The sequence below is a fragment of the Comamonas sp. UBA7528 genome, assembly GCF_002479375.1.
Lineage (GTDB): Bacteria > Pseudomonadota > Gammaproteobacteria > Burkholderiales > Burkholderiaceae_C > Comamonas.
The window spans coordinates 270,528-286,442 of the sequence record NZ_DLMU01000010.1 but is presented as its reverse complement, the minus strand read 5'-3'; the positions used below and the strand labels follow the sequence as shown (position 1 = coordinate 286,442).

At 66.3% G+C, this 15,915-nt stretch carries 16 protein-coding genes and 1 tRNA gene; 12 read left to right on the top strand and 5 right to left on the bottom strand.

All coding sequences use genetic code 11. From position 1 onward, the window contains the following. Positions 1 to 88: 88 nt before the first annotated feature. The 4 genes from B3349_RS14265 to B3349_RS14250 all read left to right on the top strand — a co-directional run bounded on the left by B3349_RS14265 (position 89) and on the right by B3349_RS14250 (position 3,313). A complete protein-coding gene (locus tag B3349_RS14265) occupies positions 89 to 1,087 on the top strand; it encodes a DNA-directed RNA polymerase subunit alpha (RefSeq protein ID WP_066541298.1) in 999 nt (332 codons plus the stop codon). 136 nt (positions 1,088 to 1,223) lie between these two features. After that, complete coding sequence (rplQ, locus tag B3349_RS14260) at positions 1,224 to 1,610, top strand: 50S ribosomal protein L17 (protein WP_066541296.1); 387 nt, start codon at positions 1,224 to 1,226, stop codon at positions 1,608 to 1,610. A gap of 24 nt (positions 1,611 to 1,634) precedes the next feature. Further along, positions 1,635 to 1,711, top strand: a tRNA-Met gene (locus tag B3349_RS14255). 351 nt (positions 1,712 to 2,062) lie between these two features. Continuing rightward, positions 2,063 to 3,313, top strand: a complete 1,251-nt coding sequence (locus B3349_RS14250; protein WP_291589624.1) for an Hsp70 family protein — start codon at positions 2,063 to 2,065, stop codon at positions 3,311 to 3,313. Positions 3,314 to 3,514: 201 nt separating this feature from the next. On the opposite strand, the gene rsmI is transcribed toward B3349_RS14250, so the two are convergent. Then, positions 3,515 to 4,450 carry a 16S rRNA (cytidine(1402)-2'-O)-methyltransferase gene (gene rsmI, locus B3349_RS14245; RefSeq protein ID WP_291589622.1) on the bottom strand — a complete coding sequence of 312 codons (936 nt, stop codon included), beginning with the start codon at positions 4,448 to 4,450 and terminating at the stop codon, positions 3,515 to 3,517. On the opposite strand from rsmI, the gene B3349_RS14240 reads away from it, so the two are divergent. The 3 genes from B3349_RS14240 to B3349_RS14230 all read left to right on the top strand — a co-directional run bounded on the left by B3349_RS14240 (position 4,450) and on the right by B3349_RS14230 (position 6,242). Beyond that, positions 4,450 to 4,863 carry a YraN family protein gene (locus tag B3349_RS14240; protein WP_291589621.1) on the top strand — a complete coding sequence of 138 codons (414 nt, stop codon included), beginning with the start codon at positions 4,450 to 4,452 and terminating at the stop codon, positions 4,861 to 4,863. The genes rsmI and B3349_RS14240 overlap by 1 nt on opposite strands. 126 nt (positions 4,864 to 4,989) lie before the next feature. Beyond that, positions 4,990 to 5,586: an SIS domain-containing protein gene (locus tag B3349_RS14235; RefSeq protein WP_066541284.1), complete on the top strand. Its 597-nt coding sequence runs from the start codon at positions 4,990 to 4,992 to the stop codon at positions 5,584 to 5,586. Then, a complete protein-coding gene (locus tag B3349_RS14230) occupies positions 5,583 to 6,242 on the top strand; it encodes a BON domain-containing protein (RefSeq protein WP_172591761.1) in 660 nt (219 codons plus the stop codon). The genes B3349_RS14235 and B3349_RS14230 overlap by 4 nt, the downstream gene beginning before the upstream one ends. An 82-nt stretch (positions 6,243 to 6,324) precedes the next feature. On the opposite strand, the gene B3349_RS14225 is transcribed toward B3349_RS14230, so the two are convergent. Continuing rightward, complete coding sequence (locus tag B3349_RS14225; RefSeq protein WP_291589617.1) at positions 6,325 to 7,227, bottom strand: NAD(P)-dependent oxidoreductase; 903 nt, start codon at positions 7,225 to 7,227, stop codon at positions 6,325 to 6,327. 206 nt (positions 7,228 to 7,433) lie between these two features. Between B3349_RS14225 and B3349_RS14220 the strand changes: the two genes are divergently transcribed. The 3 genes from B3349_RS14220 to B3349_RS14210 all read left to right on the top strand — a co-directional run bounded on the left by B3349_RS14220 (position 7,434) and on the right by B3349_RS14210 (position 10,024). Then, a complete protein-coding gene (locus tag B3349_RS14220) occupies positions 7,434 to 8,162 on the top strand; it encodes a YggS family pyridoxal phosphate-dependent enzyme (RefSeq protein ID WP_291589616.1) in 729 nt (242 codons plus the stop codon). Positions 8,163 to 8,302: 140 nt separating this feature from the next. Beyond that, the gene (locus B3349_RS14215; protein ID WP_291589614.1) at positions 8,303 to 9,439 is read left to right on the top strand and encodes an aminotransferase class V-fold PLP-dependent enzyme; all 1,137 of its coding nucleotides are present in this window, start codon (positions 8,303 to 8,305) and stop codon (positions 9,437 to 9,439) included. Between the two features lie 201 nt (positions 9,440 to 9,640). Continuing rightward, a complete protein-coding gene (locus B3349_RS14210; RefSeq protein WP_255578914.1) occupies positions 9,641 to 10,024 on the top strand; it encodes an FKBP-type peptidyl-prolyl cis-trans isomerase in 384 nt (127 codons plus the stop codon). Between the two features lie 179 nt (positions 10,025 to 10,203). Here B3349_RS14210 and B3349_RS14205 read toward each other — a convergent pair whose 3' ends face one another. Beyond that, the gene (locus B3349_RS14205; protein ID WP_291589612.1) at positions 10,204 to 10,446 is read right to left on the bottom strand and encodes a DUF3297 family protein; all 243 of its coding nucleotides are present in this window, start codon (positions 10,444 to 10,446) and stop codon (positions 10,204 to 10,206) included. Between the two features lie 184 nt (positions 10,447 to 10,630). Between B3349_RS14205 and B3349_RS14200 the strand changes: the two genes are divergently transcribed. Next, positions 10,631 to 11,914, top strand: a complete 1,284-nt coding sequence (locus B3349_RS14200) for a DUF445 domain-containing protein (RefSeq protein ID WP_291589610.1) — start codon at positions 10,631 to 10,633, stop codon at positions 11,912 to 11,914. Between the two features lie 7 nt (positions 11,915 to 11,921). Here the strand turns inward: B3349_RS14200 and B3349_RS14195 are convergent, their stop codons facing one another. Both B3349_RS14195 and B3349_RS14190 read right to left on the bottom strand, forming a co-directional pair. Next, positions 11,922 to 13,331, bottom strand: coding sequence for an ATP-binding protein (locus B3349_RS14195; protein WP_291589608.1), 1,410 nt, complete (start codon positions 13,329 to 13,331; stop codon positions 11,922 to 11,924). Beyond that, positions 13,328 to 13,987, bottom strand: a complete 660-nt coding sequence (locus B3349_RS14190; RefSeq protein ID WP_066541267.1) for a response regulator — start codon at positions 13,985 to 13,987, stop codon at positions 13,328 to 13,330. Before B3349_RS14190 ends, B3349_RS14195 begins: the two co-directional genes overlap by 4 nt. Before the next feature lie 141 nt (positions 13,988 to 14,128). On the opposite strand from B3349_RS14190, the gene B3349_RS14185 reads away from it, so the two are divergent. Further along, entirely contained in the window at positions 14,129 to 15,901 is a 1,773-nt protein-coding gene (locus B3349_RS14185; RefSeq protein ID WP_291589606.1) for a phosphoethanolamine transferase, read from the top strand. Positions 15,902 to 15,915: the final 14 nt, after the last annotated feature.

The window sequence follows — 15,915 nt, the reverse complement described above, 5'->3', positions numbered from 1 at the left end:
CCCGTCCCTACGGCGCGAGGCATCGCGCCGTAGGTGCTTCACCAGCCTTACCGGTGTAACGAGCCGGGGGTATTGAGAGGAAGTCTGCATGCAAACAAATCTGCTGAAACCCAAGACGATCAATGTAGAGCAGCTGGGCCACAACCGTGCCAAAGTGACCCTGGAGCCTTTCGAGCGCGGCTACGGCCATACGCTGGGCAACGCCCTGCGTCGCGTGTTGCTGTCGTCCATGGTGGGTTATGCAGCGACGGAAGTCACGATTGCTGGCGTGTTGCACGAGTACTCGTCCATCGACGGTGTGCAAGAAGATGTGGTGAGCATCCTCCTGAACCTCAAGGGCGTGGTGTTCAAGCTGCACAACCGTGATGAAGTCACCCTGAGCCTGCGCAAAGACGGCGAAGGTGTGGTCACCGCTGGTGACATCCAGACTCCGCACGATGTGGAAATCATCAACCCTGATCACGTCATCGCCACCCTGTCGCAAGGCGGCAAGCTGGACATGCAGATCAAGGTGGAAAAGGGCCGTGGCTATGTGCCCGGTAACGTGCGCCGCTATGGTGACGAGTCGACCAAGTCGATCGGCCGTATCGTGCTGGACGCATCGTTCTCGCCTGTGCGCCGCGTGAGCTACAACGTGGAATCCGCCCGCGTGGAGCAGCGTACCGATCTGGACAAGCTGGTCGTTGAAATCGAAACCAACGGCGCCATCAATGCCGAAGACGCCGTGCGCGCATCTGCCAAGATCCTGGTGGAACAACTGGCTGTGTTTGCACAGCTGGAAGGCGAGTTCGGTGAAGGCGGCATCCTGCAAGCCGGCGGCAACCAACGTGCCAACGCAACGTTCGATCCGATCCTGCTGCGCCCTGTGGATGAGCTGGAACTGACCGTTCGCTCGGCCAACTGCCTGAAGGCAGAAAACATCTACTACATCGGTGATCTGATTCAGCGCACCGAAAACGAGCTGCTCAAGACGCCTAACCTGGGTCGCAAGTCGCTCAACGAAATCAAGGAAGTCCTCGCTTCGCGCGGCCTGACCTTGGGCATGAAGCTGGAAAACTGGCCGCCCGCTGGCCTGGAAAAGCGTTAATCAGACGCTTTTTTCAGCATCACGCTATAATCTGCGGCTCCCCACCCGAGAGGGTGGTGGGCCGCAACATTTATACAGTGCACCGGGCAGTACCTGATACGGCTTGCCCGCAAACATCAAATCAAAGGAAAGCACCATGCGTCACGGTCACGGCCTCCGCAAACTGAACCGCACTTCGTCTCACCGCAAGGCGATGCTGCAAAACATGATGAATTCGCTCATCGAGCACGAAGCCATCAAGACCACCGTCCCCAAGGCCAAGGAACTGCGCCGCGTGATCGAGCCCATGATCACCCTGGCCAAGGTTGACTCCGTTGCCAACCGCCGTCTGGCTTTCGACCGTCTGCGCGACCGCGACAGCGTGACCAAGCTGTTCAACGTGCTGGGTCCCCGCAACGCCAAGCGTCCTGGCGGCTACACCCGTATCCTGAAGATGGGCTTCCGCGTGGGCGACAACGCTCCCATGGCCTATGTGGAACTGGTTGAGCAAGAAGAAGTGGCTCAAACCCAAGCTGCAGAATAATTCTGTGCTATAATTTGGACATATCGCGAGGTGGAGCAGTCTGGTAGCTCGTTGGGCTCATAACCCAAAGGTCGTTGGTTCAAATCCAGCCCTCGCAACCAAATTCATCAACGCCTGCTGGAAACAGCAGGCGTTTTTGTTTTTGCATCTCCCGTGCAAGGTCGGTGCCCCAGGCCCCACCTGGGGCGACTGGGCCTGGAGGCCCGCCGGCACGATCTGTGCAGCACTGGAGAGTGCGCGCCCAGGCGTTCACCGTGCACCGGTGGTGCGGGTCAGTGCCGTGCAGGATCCACGCAGCGGTCTGCAGCGGCTTGCTTTGAAAATATGCGCCGCATGCGCCTCGCTACCAGGCGCATGCCTTTGTCTTGAATGTGAAGCGGTTGCGGTAGCGACCGCGCCTCTTTGGAAGAAATGCAGCCCGCTTTCGGCAGCGGCTGCCCCCGGAATTCGCTATGCAGACCCTCACTGGCACCACCCTTGGCATCGATTTTGGCACCTCCAACTCCGCCATGGCCTGGCGCCAGGGCGCGCGTGCGGCACAGTTGCTTGCGCTGGAAGGTGGCGCCACCGGCATGCCCACGGCGCTGTTCTTCAACACGGAAACCCAGGGTACGCACTTTGGCCGCGACGCCATGCGCCAGTACCTGGCGGGAGAAGACGGCCGGCTGATGCGCTCGCTCAAAAGCCTGCTGGGCAGCAGCCTGCTGCAGGACAAGACGGCCGTGCATGGCCAGATGGTCAGCTACCAGGACATCATTGCGCTGTTTCTGAAGCAGCTGGCCCAGCGTGCCCAGCAGGAACTGGGCGGTTTGCCCGAACGGGTGGTGCTGGGCCGGCCGGTGCATTTTGTCGATGCCCACCCCGAGCGTGACCGCCAGGCACAGGATGCGCTGGAACAAGCCGCGCAGGCCGCCGGTTTTGCGCAGGTGGAGTTCCAGCTGGAGCCCATTGCCGCCGCGCTGGACTACGAACAGCGCCTGGAGCGTGAGACCGTGGTGCTGGTGGTGGACATCGGCGGCGGCACCTCGGACTTTACCGTGGTGCGCCTGGGGCCGCAGCATGCGGGCAAGCCCGACCGCACGGCCGACATCCTGGCCACCAGCGGCGTGCACATCGGCGGTACCGACTTTGACCACCGCCTGAGCGTGGATACGGCGATGCCGCTGCTGGGCCTGCGCCACACCGGGCCCAGCGGCCGCGAAGTGCCTAGCCGCGTGTTTTACGACCTGGCCACCTGGCACCTGATCCAGTGGCAATACAGCCCCAAGGCGCTGCGCGATGCGCAGGCACTGCGTACCGACTACCGGGACCCGCAGCTGCACCAGCGCCTGATGGCGGTGCTGGAAGAGCGCCTGGGCCACCGGCTGGCCGATGCCGTGGAGCAGGGCAAGATCCAGGCCTCCAGCACCGGTGGCGATGCCATGCTGGACCTGGGCTGGCTGGAGACGGGTTTGCAGACAGGCATCACCCAGGACGGGTTGCACCGTTCGCTGCAGGCACCACTGGTGCAGGTGGTGGAATGTGCCCAGGACTGCGTGCAGCTGGCGGGCTTGCCCGCGGGAGGTGTGGATGCCATCTACCTGACCGGTGGTTCGTCGGCGCTGCGTACGCTGCGCGATGCGCTGGCCCAGGCCTTCCCGGCTGTGCCCCAGGTGGAAGGCGATCTGTTTGGCGGGGTGGCCACGGGCCTGGCTTACGCCTGAGTCCGCGGGCCTCCGCTGCGCCGAGGAGCGCTGGCTGCGTGCTGCGCTCAAGTGCGGAACACCCCGACAGATGGCGCGGTGCGCACTGCGGGGTGGCGGCAGCGCTGGGGACATGCGGCGCAGTCGGCGCGCGCCGCGTTCTCACCGGCAGTGGGCAGGCATGCCGGGTCCGCTGCGCCTTCCCAGGCGCGCTTTGCCGCTTTATTCGGCTTCGTCGCCGTCCTGGTCCGCGCGCTTGAGCTGCAGCGCCAGGTCATACAGCTGGTTGCGGTTGCCGCCAGTGATGTCGGCCGCCAGCTTGACGGCGGTCTTGGTCGGCAATTCGGCCAGCAGCATGCGCAGCACCCGCTCGGCATCGCCGTCGTCCTGGTGCACCGCCACCGGGTGCAGCACCACCACAAACTCGCCCTTGGCACGGGTGGCGTCGCCATTCAGCCAGGCGGGCAGGTCCTGGGCGGCGTGGGTGCTGATCTGTTCGAACTGCTTGGTGATTTCGCGCGCCAGCGTCACCGGGCGCTCGCCCAGCACGGCCAGGGCCTTGGCCAGCTCGTGGATGCGGTGCGGGGCTTCCAGCAGCACGGTGCAGCGCGGCTCGGCCGACAGCCGCTGGACGGCTGCCTGGCGCTCGGCATTCTTGGTGGGCAGAAAACCGGCAAACACAAAGCCGCCATCGGTCTGCCCCGGCGGCACGCAGCCGGCCACGCTGATGGCGCTGGTGATGCTGCTGGCACCCGGCAGCGGCATGCAGCGCAGCCCGGCCGCCTGCACGGCGGCGCACAGGCGCGCGCCGGGGTCACTGACGCCGGGGGTGCCGGCATCGCTGACGTAGGCAATGCGCTGGCCCTGCTGCAGGCGTGCGATCACACCGGCGGCGGCTTCGGCCTCGTTGTGCTGGTGCACGGCCAGCAGCTGGCTGCCGGGGCGCTCCAGGCCGTAGCTGCGCAGCATGCCCTGGGTGTGGCGTGTGTCCTCGCAGGCCACGGCATCGACCAGCTGCAGCACATGCAGGGCGCGCAGCGAGATGTCGGCCAGGTTGCCGATGGGCGTGGCCATCACATACAGCGTGCCCTGCGGATAATTCTGGGCAGCCGCTGCCTCGCGGGCAGCATGCAGGGCCGGAGCGAAAGAGGTGCTCAATGGGTTTCCTTGGAAAAAAGCCGCCGCTGGAGGCAAAAAAGCCGCCGCTGGAGGCGGCCACAGGCCGCACGCCGGGCCAGCAGGCCGAAGACCGGGCGCTGCGTCATGCGCTGGCGCGGGGCTGGCGGCTGATAGAGCGCAATTATCGGACGCCTGGGCGCGGCGGGGGCGAGATAGACCTTATCTTGCGTGCCGCGGATGACACGGTGGTGTTCGTGGAGGTGCGCAGCCGCGCCAGCAGCCAGTTTGGAGGGGCCGATGCCAGCATCCATGCGGCCAAGCGGCAGCGCATCGTGCTGGCCGCCCGCCACTGGCTGGCGCGCCAGCCGTCGGTGCCGGCCTGCCGTTTTGATGCGGCGTTGGTACAGCAGGACCAGCTGCAGTGGCTGGAAGCGGCCTTCGACGCAGAATGAGGCCGGGTGCCCGCGCCTGTCGCCCGCCGCTGCCAGGCCGTTGCAGCCCCAGGGGCGTTGCACACAGTGTCAGCACAAACTTTCTGCTACCAAAGGTATAACGCAGCACAGGTATCATCGCAGCCCATGCTAGAGCTACGTATCCAACAGCATTTCATCGACAGCGCCGACCTGAAATACCAGGCCGCCCAGGCGCTGAGCCAACCCATTGCCCTGGCCGTGCAGGCCATTCTGGCCAGCGTGACCAGTGGCGGCAAGGTACTGGCCTGCGGCAGCGGTGTGTCCGCCAGCCAGGCCCAGACCTTTGCCACCCTGTGCGTGACCGGCTTCGAGCGCGAACGCCCCGAGCTGGCCGCCATGGCCCTGGGCAGCGATGGCGGGCTGCTGGGCGGCTCGGCCGGTACGGCGCCGGGCTCGCAGTACCTGGCGCGCCAGGTGCGTGCGCTGGGTCAGGCGGGCGATCTGCTGCTGGTGATCTCGGTCAGCGGCAACGACCACAGCCTGCTGGAAGCCGTGGATGCGGCGCACGAGCGCGAAATGATGGTGGTGGTGCTCAGCGGCCATACTGGCGGCGCCCTGGCTTCCCGGGTGCGCGAGACCGATGTGCTGATCTGCGTACCGCATGAGCGGGCTGCGCGCGTGCGCGAAGCCCATGAATTGGTGGTCCATTGCCTGTGCGACGGCGTGGACACACAGTTGCTTGGCGAACAGGAGATGTTATGAAGCGAATGGGTTCCCCTCTGGTACGCGCAGTCTTGGCTGCGGCAGCCATCACTGCAGGCCTGTCGGGTTGCGTCCCCCTGGTGGTCGGTGGCGGCATGGCCACCGCCGCACTGTCGGCGGCCGACCGCCGCACGACCGGTACGCAGGTGGAAGACCAGGGGATCGAGCTGCGGGCACAGGACCGCATCCGCCAGTCTCCGCTGAACGAGCGCAGCCGCGTCAACATCACCAGTTTCAACCGCAAGGTGCTGATCACCGGCGAAGTGCGCAACGAGCAGGACAAGCAGGAAGTGGCCCGCATCGTGCGCGATGTGAACAATGTGGACGGCATCCACAACGAGCTGGAAGTGACGCCGTTTTCCTCTTCGCTGGGCCAGCGCAGCAAGGACACCATGATCACCAGCCAGGTCAAGGGCAGCCTGATCAATGCGCGGGATCTGCAGGCCTCGGCCATCAAGGTGGTGACCGAGATGAACGTGGTCTACCTGCTGGGCATCGTGACCGAGCGTGAGTCCCGGCGCGCCGCGGAAATTGCCCGCGGTGTGAACGATGTGCGCAAGGTGGTCCGGGTGTTCGAGCTGACCACCGAAGATGCCCTGGCCAACTACATGCCCGGCAGCGCACCGGTGACGCGCGACCCCGCGGCAGAAAACTGACCGCCAGGCGTTGCTACGCCAAACGCAAAACGGCAGCCGCGAGGCTGCCGTTTGTTTTGGTGGGCCGCCGAAGCTGCGCGGATCAGCGCAGGCGGCGGATCAGGCTGGAGGTGTCGTTGCGACCGCCGTCCATGGCCTGCACATCGGCGTAGAACTGGTCCACCAGGGCGGTCAGCGGCAGGCGGGCGCCATTGCGCTTGGCTTCGTCCAGCACCAGACCCAGATCCTTGCGCATCCAGTCCACGGCAAAGCCGAAGTCGAACTTGCCTTCCACCATGGTCTTGCCGCGGTTTTCCATCTGCCAGCTCTGGGCCGCGCCCTTGCTGACCACGTCCAGCACCTTGTGCACATCCAGCCCGGCTTTTTCGCCGAAGGCAATGGCTTCGGACAGGCCTTGCACCACGCCGGCAATGCAGATCTGGTTGACCATCTTGGTCAGCTGGCCCGCGCCGCTGGCACCCATCAGCGTGAAGGCGCGCGAGAAGCACTGGGCCACCGGTGCCACGGTGTCGAACACGCTCTGGTCACCGCCGCACATCACCGTCAGCGCACCATTCTGGGCGCCCGCCTGACCGCCGGAGACCGGTGCGTCGATGAAATGCAGCCCCTGTGCCTGTGCCGCGGCATACAGCTCGCGGGCCACCTCGGCCGAAGCGGTGGTGTGGTCGACAAAAATGGCCCCCGCCTGCATGCCGGCCAGTGCGCCGTCGGCGCCCAGTACCACGGAACGCAGGTCGTCGTCATTGCCCACGCAGCAGAACACGACGTCGGCGCCCTGGGCCGCCGCACGCGGCGTGGCGGCTTCGGCGCCGCCGAATTCGGCCACCCAGGCCTGGCGCTTGGCGGCACTGCGGTTGTACACGGTGACCTGGTGGCCTGCCTTGGTCAGGTGGCCGGCCATGGGGTAGCCCATGACGCCCAGGCCCAGGAAGGCAACTTTGCGGGAAGGAGTAGCAGCGTAATCGCGGGGGTGGATGCTCGACATGTCGGTGGATCAGAAAGGCAGAAAGCAGCGCGCAGACGCTGCGGCGAAGCCCCCATGGTGACACAGGCGGCCCCGCTTGTCGCCCCTTCTTGCGACAGATCAGACACCGGCGAAGTGGACGCAGGCAGGCGGCCTGGTCCGATCCTGCAGGCGGCTTGTGCGGGCTGTCTCCATGTGGCACAAGGGTTTGGTACGCTCCACGGCTTATGACGACCATAGCCGAGAACCTTGAGCAGATACACCACCGCATGGCACGCGCCTGTGATGGCGCGCAGCGCCCCCACGCCAGCGTGGGCCTGCTGGCCGTGTCCAAAACCTTTGGTGCCGATGCCGTGCGCGAGGCGGCGCTGGCCGGCCAGCGCGCCTTTGGGGAGAACTACATCCAGGAAGCGGTGGACAAGATCGCCCAGGTGCGCGCCATGGCCGATGTACCGCCGCTCACCTGGCACTGCATAGGCCCGATCCAGAGCAACAAGACCCGGCTGGTGGCCGAGCACTTTGACTGGGTGCACACGGTGGACCGGCTGAAGATTGCCCAGCGCCTGTCCGACCAGCGGCCTGCCGGCCTGCCACCGCTGCAGATCTGTCTGCAGGTGAATGTGGACGGAGGTGAGACCAAATCCGGTTGCAGCCCGCAGGACGCGCCGGCACTGGCCCAGGCCATTGCCGCCTTGCCGCAGCTGCAGCTGCGCGGGGTGATGAGCATTCCCGACCCCCAGCCAACCCCCGAGGCCATGCTGACCGTGCACCAGCGGGTGGCGGCCGTGTTTGCGCAGATCCGCGCCAGCGGCCTGCCGGGGCTGGAGGCCTTCGACACCCTGAGCCTGGGCATGACCGACGATCTGGAACTGGCCGTACAGGCCGGCAGCACCCTGGTGCGCGTGGGCAGCGGCATCTTTGGCCGCCGCAGCTATCCGGCGGCGCCTGTCGCCTGAATGCGCGCCACCGTGGTGGCCTGCGCCAGATCAGCCGGAGAGGGGCAGGCGGCATATTAAGATGGGGACATACCTGTCCGACCCGGTGGCCACAGAACCACCCGCCGGACCTGATCCATAGCCCAAGGAGATACCTCTTCATGCCCGGACTGTTGCCCGATATCGATCCCGATGGACTGCTGGAATTCTCGGTGGTCTACACCGACCGCGCCCTGAACCACATGTCCAAGCGCTTTGCCGGCGTGATGCAGGACATTCTGGGGACGCTCAAAGAGGTCTACCACGCCCACACTGCCGTGCTGGTGCCTGGCAGCGGCACCTTTGGCATGGAAGCCGTGGCGCGCCAGTTCGCCAATGGCGAGAAGGTGCTGATCGTGCGCAACGGCTGGTTCAGCTACCGCTGGACGCAGATCTTCGACACCGGCAACTTCGGCCTGGGCGGCGGTGCCGTGGTCTGCAAGGCGCGCAAGCAGGGCGAAGGCAGCCAGGATCCCTGGACGCCATGCCCGGCACAGGACGTGGCCGACACCATCCGCGCCGAGTGCCCCAAGGTGGTGTTCGCCCCCCATGTCGAGACGGCCAGCGGCATCATGCTGCCCGATGACTACATCCGCACCATCGCCGACGCCGCCCATGACGTGGGTGCGCTGATGGTGCTGGATTGCGTGGCCTCCGGCGCCATGTGGGTCAACATGGAAAAGACGGGCGTGGACGTGCTGATCAGTGCGCCGCAAAAGGGCTGGAGCAGCTCGCCCTGCTGCGCCATGGTGATGCTCTCGGCCCGTGCGCGCGAAGCCATCGAACACACGCAAAGCTCCAGCTTCTCCTGCGATCTGAAGAAGTGGATGCAGATTGCCGAAGGCTACGAAAAAGGCCAGCACGCCTACCACACCACCATGCCCACCGACGCCCTGGTGCGCCTGCGCGATGTGATGCTGGAAACCTGTGCCTACGGCTTTGAGAAGGTGCGCGAGGAACAGATCGCCCTGGGTGACCAGGTGCGCAAGCTGCTGGAGTCGCGCGGTTTCCCCAGCGTGGCGGCCGGTGGTTTCAAGGCCCCGGGCGTGGTGGTGAGCTACACCACCCACCCCGATATCCAGAGCGGCAAGGCCTTCCTGAATGTGGGCCTGCAGACCGCTTCGGGTGTGCCGCTGATGTGCGACGAAGGCGCGGACTTCAAGACCTTCCGCATCGGCCTGTTCGGCCTGGAGAAGTGGCACAACGTGGACCGCACCGTGGGCCATCTGCGCGATGCGCTGGACCGCATCGGGGTCTGACGCCCGCCGGCCGGTGTGTGCTTTTCCCCACTCTGGCTGCGCCGGAGGTGAGAGACCGCAGCGCGCAGGGGCTACCCCTGCGCGGCGCATTGACCGATTCCCTATGGTTTGAATGGCTGTTCCAGCGCACGGCATGCGCTGGAACAGCCCCATTGAAAGGATGTTTTCATGTTTGCACGCATTGCAGGCGCTGCCTGCCTGATGGGCGCGATGCTGGCCGGTCACGCACTGGCACAGTCGCAACCGGTGACCTCGGCCAGCGGCCTGGTCTATGAAAGCCTGAAGGACGGCACGGGCGCAAGCCCCAAGGCCACGGACAAGGTGAAGGTGCATTACCGCGGCTACTTTCCGCAGACCGGTGCGGATTTCGACAGCTCCATCACCCGGGGCGAGCCGATCGAGTTTCCGCTCAACGGCGTGATTCCCTGCTGGACCGAAGGCGTGCAGAAGATGAAGGTGGGGGGCAAAGCACGCCTGACCTGCCCACCCGGCATTGCCTACGGCAGCCGTGGTGCGGGCCGGGTGATTCCGCCCAATGCCACGCTGATGTTTGAAGTCGAGCTGCTGGGCATCAACGGCAAGTAAATGCTGCGGCGTGCCGCCGGTCGGCGGCCGCTCCCGCCCGATGCCGCGCTGCGGGGCGCATCGGGTGCTTGGGTATGGCCTGTTGCAAGGCGGTACAGGCCGGAGAGTGGCATGCACAGCACGGCCACGCCCATCTGCCCGGGGGCAGGGCAGCCTTGCGGCGGGCCCTGCCAGCGGGCTTACTTGTAGAACACCTCGACCGGGCCCTTGAGCTTGATCAGCAGCGGGTAGCCCTTGCGGTCCACGGTCTTGCCTGCAGGCACACGCACCCAGCCTTCGCTGATGCAGTATTCCTCCACGTCGAAGCGCTCCTTGCCGTTGAAGCGGATGCCGATGTCGTGCTCAAAAATCGCGGCCACATAGTGGGGGCTGCGCGGGTCGATGGACAGGTGGTCGGGCAGTTCGGGGCGGTTGTCGCTCATGGTGCAGGTCGGTCAGAAAGTTGTGAATGCCCGGATTGTCCGGGATTTGCCTTGGCCCTGGCGCCCGCTGCCGTGCTGCGGCTGCGGGAGCGCCCTACACCGGGTAGCCACCAACGCGTGCTAGGCTGAAACCGCTGCTGGGGCAGATGGGCTGCTGCAGCGCGCCGGAGTGAACCGCACGCCTATGACTTCGACTGCATCCGCACTGCAACGCGCCAAGCGCCTGGCGCTGGGTTTGCTGCTTCTGGTGACGGCCGTGTTTGTGGCCACGCATTTTCTGCACCAGACGCTGCTGGTGCGCTGCCTGCAATCCGTGGCCGAAGCCGCCATGGTGGGCGCGCTGGCCGACTGGTTTGCGGTGTCGGCCCTGTTTCGCCACATCCCCATTCCCTGGGTGCAGCGGCACACGGCCATCATCCCGCGCAACAAGGACCGTATCGGTGAGAACCTGGCCGTGTTCGTGCGCGACAAATTCCTGGATGCGCCCTCGCTGGTGGCACTGCTGCGCCGCCACGATGCCGCCCAGTCGCTGGCCGACTGGCTGGGCGCGCCCGGCAACAGCCAGCTGCTGGGCCGCCAGCTGGCCCGCCTGGCCCAGGCCGGGCTGGAGATGGTGCAGGACCGCCAGGTGGAGCGGCTGTTGACCCAGACGCTGCGTGGCGTGCTGGCACAGGTGGACCTGTCACGCTCGCTGGCCACGGTGCTGGGGGCATTGACGCAAGGCGGGCGCCACCAGGCGGTGCTGGACGATGTGCTGCGCCGCATCGGCGGCGTGCTGCAGCAGGCCGATACGCACCATTTCATTGCCGAGGCCATCGTGCAGTGGCTCAAGCGCGAGCACCCGTTGAAGGAAAAAATGCTGCCCACCGACTGGCTGGGCGACAAGGGCGCCGAATTGGTGGCCCAGGCGCTGGAAAGCCTGCTGGACGACATTGCCCACAACCCCCAGCACCGCATGCGCGAGGCCTTCGATGCGGCCGTGCAGCGGCTGATCGTGCGGCTGCAGAACGACCCGGACTACGCCGCGCGCGCCGAGCAGGTGCGCCACTATCTGCTGCACGACGAGAAGCTGGCCGCCTATCTGCGCGACCTGTGGAGCGGCATGCGCCAGCGCCTGGAGGCGGATCTGGACAACCCGAAATCCCATATCGCGCGCAAGCTGGGCGGTCTGGGGCGCTGGCTGGGCCTGTCGCTGGCGCAGGATGCGGCGCTGCGCCGCTCCATGAACGAACGGCTGGAGCGCTGGGCGCAGGCGCTGGCGCCCGAGGTGTCGGAGTTCATTGCCCGCCACATCCGCGAAACCGTGCAGCGCTGGGACGCGCGCGAGCTGTCGGCCCTGGTGGAGCAGCACATCGGAAAGGACCTGCAGTTCATCCGCATCAACGGCACCCTGGTGGGCGGTGCCATCGGTCTGCTGCTGTTTGCCTTCAGCCACCTGCCCGAGCTGCTGCGCAGCGTACCGCGCTGAACGGTCATCACGTCAGCGGCTGGGGGGCTGATGCCAGATCCTCTTCGGTGATGGTGGCAAACACCAGCCGCACTTCCAGCCCCTGTGCCTTGCCGGGCGGAGGCGACAGCAGCTCCAGCTGGGCGCTGTGCCGGTCGGCAATGCTGCGCACAATCGACATGCCCAGCCCGTAGCCGATGTGGCGGGTGTCACCGCGCACATGGCGCTCCTGGATCTGCAGGCGCTGTGTCGCATCCAGGCCGGGACCGTCGTCGCGTACGACCAGGGCCGGTGGCTGGCGCAGCACGGTCAGCACCACCTCGCCGCCGGAATAGGTGAGGGCGTTGTCGATCAGGTTGCGCAGCGCAATGGCCAGCGTGTCCATATCGCCCTGCACCCAGACCGGTGCCGCATCCTCGGGTGGCTCCCAGTCCAGTCGCCGCTGGGCGCGGGGGTGCTGCCAGAACTCCTGGGCCATGGTGGTGGCCAGCTGCAGCAGATCGATGGTGTGAAAGCGCGCGGTGTTCCCCGCTTCGGCACGTGACAGCTGCAGCAGCCGCTCGGTCCGGTGGCTCAGGGTTTCCAGGGCGGTGAGGGCGGTTTGCGCCTCGCCCACGGCAATCTGGGTGCTGCCTTGCAGCTGGGCCTGCTCCACCGCCGTGTGCAGCCGCAGCCGCACGGAGGCCAGCGGGGTGCGCAGCTCGTGCGCGGCATTGGCGGCCAGAGCACGTTCCACATCCAGGGCCTGGTGCAGGCGGTCCATCAGCTGGTTCACGCCTTCGCCCACCTGGCGCAGTTCCAGCGGCAGGTCCTGCAGCACCAGGGGCTGCAGATTGCTGCTGCTGCGCTCAGTGATTTGCTGCTGCAGCCATTGCACGCTGCGCAGTTCCTTGCGGGCAATGTGGCGGATCAATCCGGTCAGCACTGGCAGCATCAGCAGCAGCACGGTGATCAGCCCGGTCAGTGTGCCGCTGCGGATTTCGGCACGTTCGCCCAGCGGGTCTGCCAGCTGCAGCCACAGGTCGTCCTGCGGCGTGTACAGCGTGTAGATGCGGTGTTCGATGGAGTTGTGAAACCCCGGCTTCAAGGGGGCGTCGAACGGTGTGATGGGGGCGCCGCGCGAGCGCAGCAGCACCTTGCCGTCGGGGGTGCGCACTTGCAGCAGCAAGGGTTCCGGATGGTCGTCACCGGGCACCTCCCCCATGGTCAGGATCTCCTGGCCCGGCGTGTCCGAGTCGATGCGCGACTGGCGCACGTCCAGCAGGGCCGGGTAGAGCTGGCGGTGGGCACTCTCCACCAGTTCGGTGTCGAAGTTGTGCTGGATCTGGGCATCGACATACCAGGCGACCAGGGCCGTGCCCAGTGCCCAGACGGTGATCACCGCCACCACCAGCGGGCGGGTCAGGCGGCGGGCCAGGCTGACGGGGGCGGACTTCATGCCACCGCCAGCCGGTAGCCTGTGCCGCGCACGGTCTGGATCAGGGGGCTGCCCAGTTTGCGGCGCAGCCGGCTGATGAATACTTCCAGGGTGTTGCTGTCCGAGGTGCTGTCCCATTGGTAGAGCGCCTCCAGCAGCCGCTCGCGGGTGAAGGTCTGCTCCGGCCGGCTGGCCAGCACCCGCAGCAGGGCCCATTCCTTGGGCGTGAGCACCACCGGCAGGCTGTCGACCTTGACCACCTCGCGCGCCAGGTCGATGCTGACGGGGCCCCGCTGCAGCACCGGGCTGGCCTGGGCACTGCGACGGCGTTCGATGGCGCGCAACCGGGCCAGCAGCTCCTCGGGGTCATAGGGTTTGACCAGGTAGTCGTCCGCGCCGGTGTCCAGGCCGCGGATGCGGTCGCTGACCTGGTCGCGGGCGGTCACCACCACCACGGTGGGGGCATCGTCCCGCCTGGGCAGGTGCTGCAGCAATTCCAGTCCATCGCCGTCAGGCAGGTTCAGGTCCAGCAGGATGGTGGCGTAGTGGGTCACGGCCACCAGGGCGCGTGCGGTCGTCAGGTCGGGGGCCAGATCCACCTTGAATTGCTTGCTGTGCAGATAGCCCAGCACCGCCTGGGCCAGGGCTGCATCGTCTTCCACCAACAGTATTCGCATGGTGCAGGATCATGAACGGAAAACACCAGTGTAGAGACGCTGGCAGTCCGTGTTGAAAAAGGCGGCTTTGCACGAGAGCTGAATGGAGTCTGAACAGAGGGTTCACTGCAGGTTCAGCTTGGGTCCCTACTGTACGGGCCCATGCACAACATGTTTCCCGGCCGCGGCGATGCCATCGCTGCGGTGGCACTCCCCACGTCCGATTCCGTTTCTGCCGCCGATGCTGCGCCGCCGCATGTCGGCCGCCGCTGGCGCTGGCCCGCGCTGCAGCTGTCGCCCCGCACCGTGGCCGGCGTGCTGGTGCTGTGGTGCACCTTGCTGCTGAACCAGGCGCTGTGGCAGAAGCTCGCGGGTCTGGACGACTTCTCGGACCCCTGGATGCTGCGCCGGGCGGTGATGGCGGTGCTGGTGGGCTGTGCCACCTACCTGTGGTTCATGCTGTGGTCATGGCCGCGCCTGCGCCGGGTCGCCTGGAGCGCCATCCTGGTGCTGTCCGCGGTGGTGCAGTACTACATGCTGCACTACGGCATGGTGATGGACAGCAGCATGGTACGCAATGTGATGCAGACCAACTTCACCGAGGGCATGGCGCTGTTCAGTCCGCTCATGCTGGTACATGTGGCAGTGTTTGCCGGACTGCCGGTGCTGTGGCTCTACCGTGGTGTGCGCTGGCAGGAAAGCCGGGGGCGGCGTGCCTGGGGCCTGTCGGCCCTGGCGGTGCTGCTGGCGCTGGGCACCCTGCTGGGGGGCAGCGTGGCCATGTACCGCCAGCTGGCGCCGCTGATCCGCAACCACACGGAGATCCGCTTTCTGATCAACCCCCTGGCCACGGTGGTGTCGTTTGCGCAGGTCACGCTCAAACCCATTTTCAAGCCGAACCGGCCGTTCCGCGCCATCACGGAGGGCGCTGCCCTGGGCAGCAGCTATGGCGCTGCCTCGGCCGTCGCTGCCGCCACGCACAAGCCGCCGCTGCTGGTGCTGGTGGTGGGAGAGACCACGCGCGCCGACCACTTCGGCCTGAACGGCTACCCGCGTGACACCACGCCCGAACTGGCGGCGCGCCAGGTCATCAACTGGCGCCAGGCCTGGTCCTGCGGCACCAACACGCTGGCGTCGGTGCCCTGCATGTTCTCGCACCTGGGCAAGTCGGGCTATGAAGGGCGCAAGTTCGAGTACGGCAATCTGATGGACGTGCTGCAGGCCGCCGGTCTGGGTGTGGACTGGCTGGACAACCAGGCCGGCTGCAAAGGCGTGTGCGACCGCATTCCCCACGCCCAGGCCGACCAGGTGGCCACGCCGGCCGAGGTCAAGCAATGGTGCAAGGACGGGGAGTGCCTGGACCAGCTGATGGTGGGCCTGCTGGACCAGCGCCTGCAGGCGCTGCCCGAAGCCGCACGCAGCAAGGGCGCGGTGCTGGTGCTGCACCAGATGGGCAGCCACGGCCCGGCCTACTACCGCCGCTCCAGTGCGCAGACCAAGCAGTTCAAGCCCGAGTGCACCACGCATGTGACCTCGGACTGCAGCCATGCCGAACTGGTCAATGTGTATGACAACAGCATGCGCGAAACCGATCTGTTTCTGGCCAGGACCATCGACTGGCTGCAAAAGAAGCAGGACCAGTACGCGACGGCGCTGATGTACGTGTCCGACCACGGAGAATCCCTGGGCGAGAACGGCTTGTATCTGCATGGCCTGCCCTATGCGATTGCCCCCGACACGCAAAAGCATGTGCCCTGGGTGCTGTGGCCCGGTACCCTGCAGGCGCGCACCGGCATGAAAGAGGCCTGCGCCCGTTCCGGGGTGGAGCAGCGCATCACCCACGACAACTACTTCCACACCGTGCTGGGCATGCTGGATGTGCGCAGCCCGCTCTACAAGCCGGAACTGGACATGCTGGCCACGTGCCGTTCGTGACGCCGCTGCCGCAC

Excerpts from the sequence above, each read along its gene's own strand:
- B3349_RS14265 (WP_066541298.1), top strand. The coding sequence starts at position 89 with ATGCAAACAAATCTGCTGAAACCCAAGACGATCAATGTAGAGCAGCTG.
- rplQ (WP_066541296.1), top strand. The coding sequence starts at position 1,224 with ATGCGTCACGGTCACGGCCTCCGCAAACTGAACCGCACTTCGTCTCAC.
- B3349_RS14250 (WP_291589624.1), top strand. The coding sequence starts at position 2,063 with ATGCAGACCCTCACTGGCACCACCCTTGGCATCGATTTTGGCACCTCC.
- B3349_RS14240 (WP_291589621.1), top strand. The coding sequence starts at position 4,450 with ATGGGTTTCCTTGGAAAAAAGCCGCCGCTGGAGGCAAAAAAGCCGCCG.
- B3349_RS14235 (WP_066541284.1), top strand. The coding sequence starts at position 4,990 with ATGCTAGAGCTACGTATCCAACAGCATTTCATCGACAGCGCCGACCTG.
- B3349_RS14230 (WP_172591761.1), top strand. The coding sequence starts at position 5,583 with ATGAAGCGAATGGGTTCCCCTCTGGTACGCGCAGTCTTGGCTGCGGCA.
- B3349_RS14225 (WP_291589617.1), bottom strand. The coding sequence starts at position 7,227 with ATGTCGAGCATCCACCCCCGCGATTACGCTGCTACTCCTTCCCGCAAA.
- B3349_RS14220 (WP_291589616.1), top strand. The coding sequence starts at position 7,434 with ATGACGACCATAGCCGAGAACCTTGAGCAGATACACCACCGCATGGCA.
- B3349_RS14215 (WP_291589614.1), top strand. The coding sequence starts at position 8,303 with ATGCCCGGACTGTTGCCCGATATCGATCCCGATGGACTGCTGGAATTC.
- B3349_RS14210 (WP_255578914.1), top strand. The coding sequence starts at position 9,641 with ATGGGCGCGATGCTGGCCGGTCACGCACTGGCACAGTCGCAACCGGTG.
- B3349_RS14205 (WP_291589612.1), bottom strand. The coding sequence starts at position 10,446 with ATGAGCGACAACCGCCCCGAACTGCCCGACCACCTGTCCATCGACCCG.
- B3349_RS14200 (WP_291589610.1), top strand. The coding sequence starts at position 10,631 with ATGACTTCGACTGCATCCGCACTGCAACGCGCCAAGCGCCTGGCGCTG.
- B3349_RS14195 (WP_291589608.1), bottom strand. The coding sequence starts at position 13,331 with ATGAAGTCCGCCCCCGTCAGCCTGGCCCGCCGCCTGACCCGCCCGCTG.
- B3349_RS14190 (WP_066541267.1), bottom strand. The coding sequence starts at position 13,987 with ATGCGAATACTGTTGGTGGAAGACGATGCAGCCCTGGCCCAGGCGGTG.
- B3349_RS14185 (WP_291589606.1), top strand. The coding sequence starts at position 14,129 with ATGCACAACATGTTTCCCGGCCGCGGCGATGCCATCGCTGCGGTGGCA.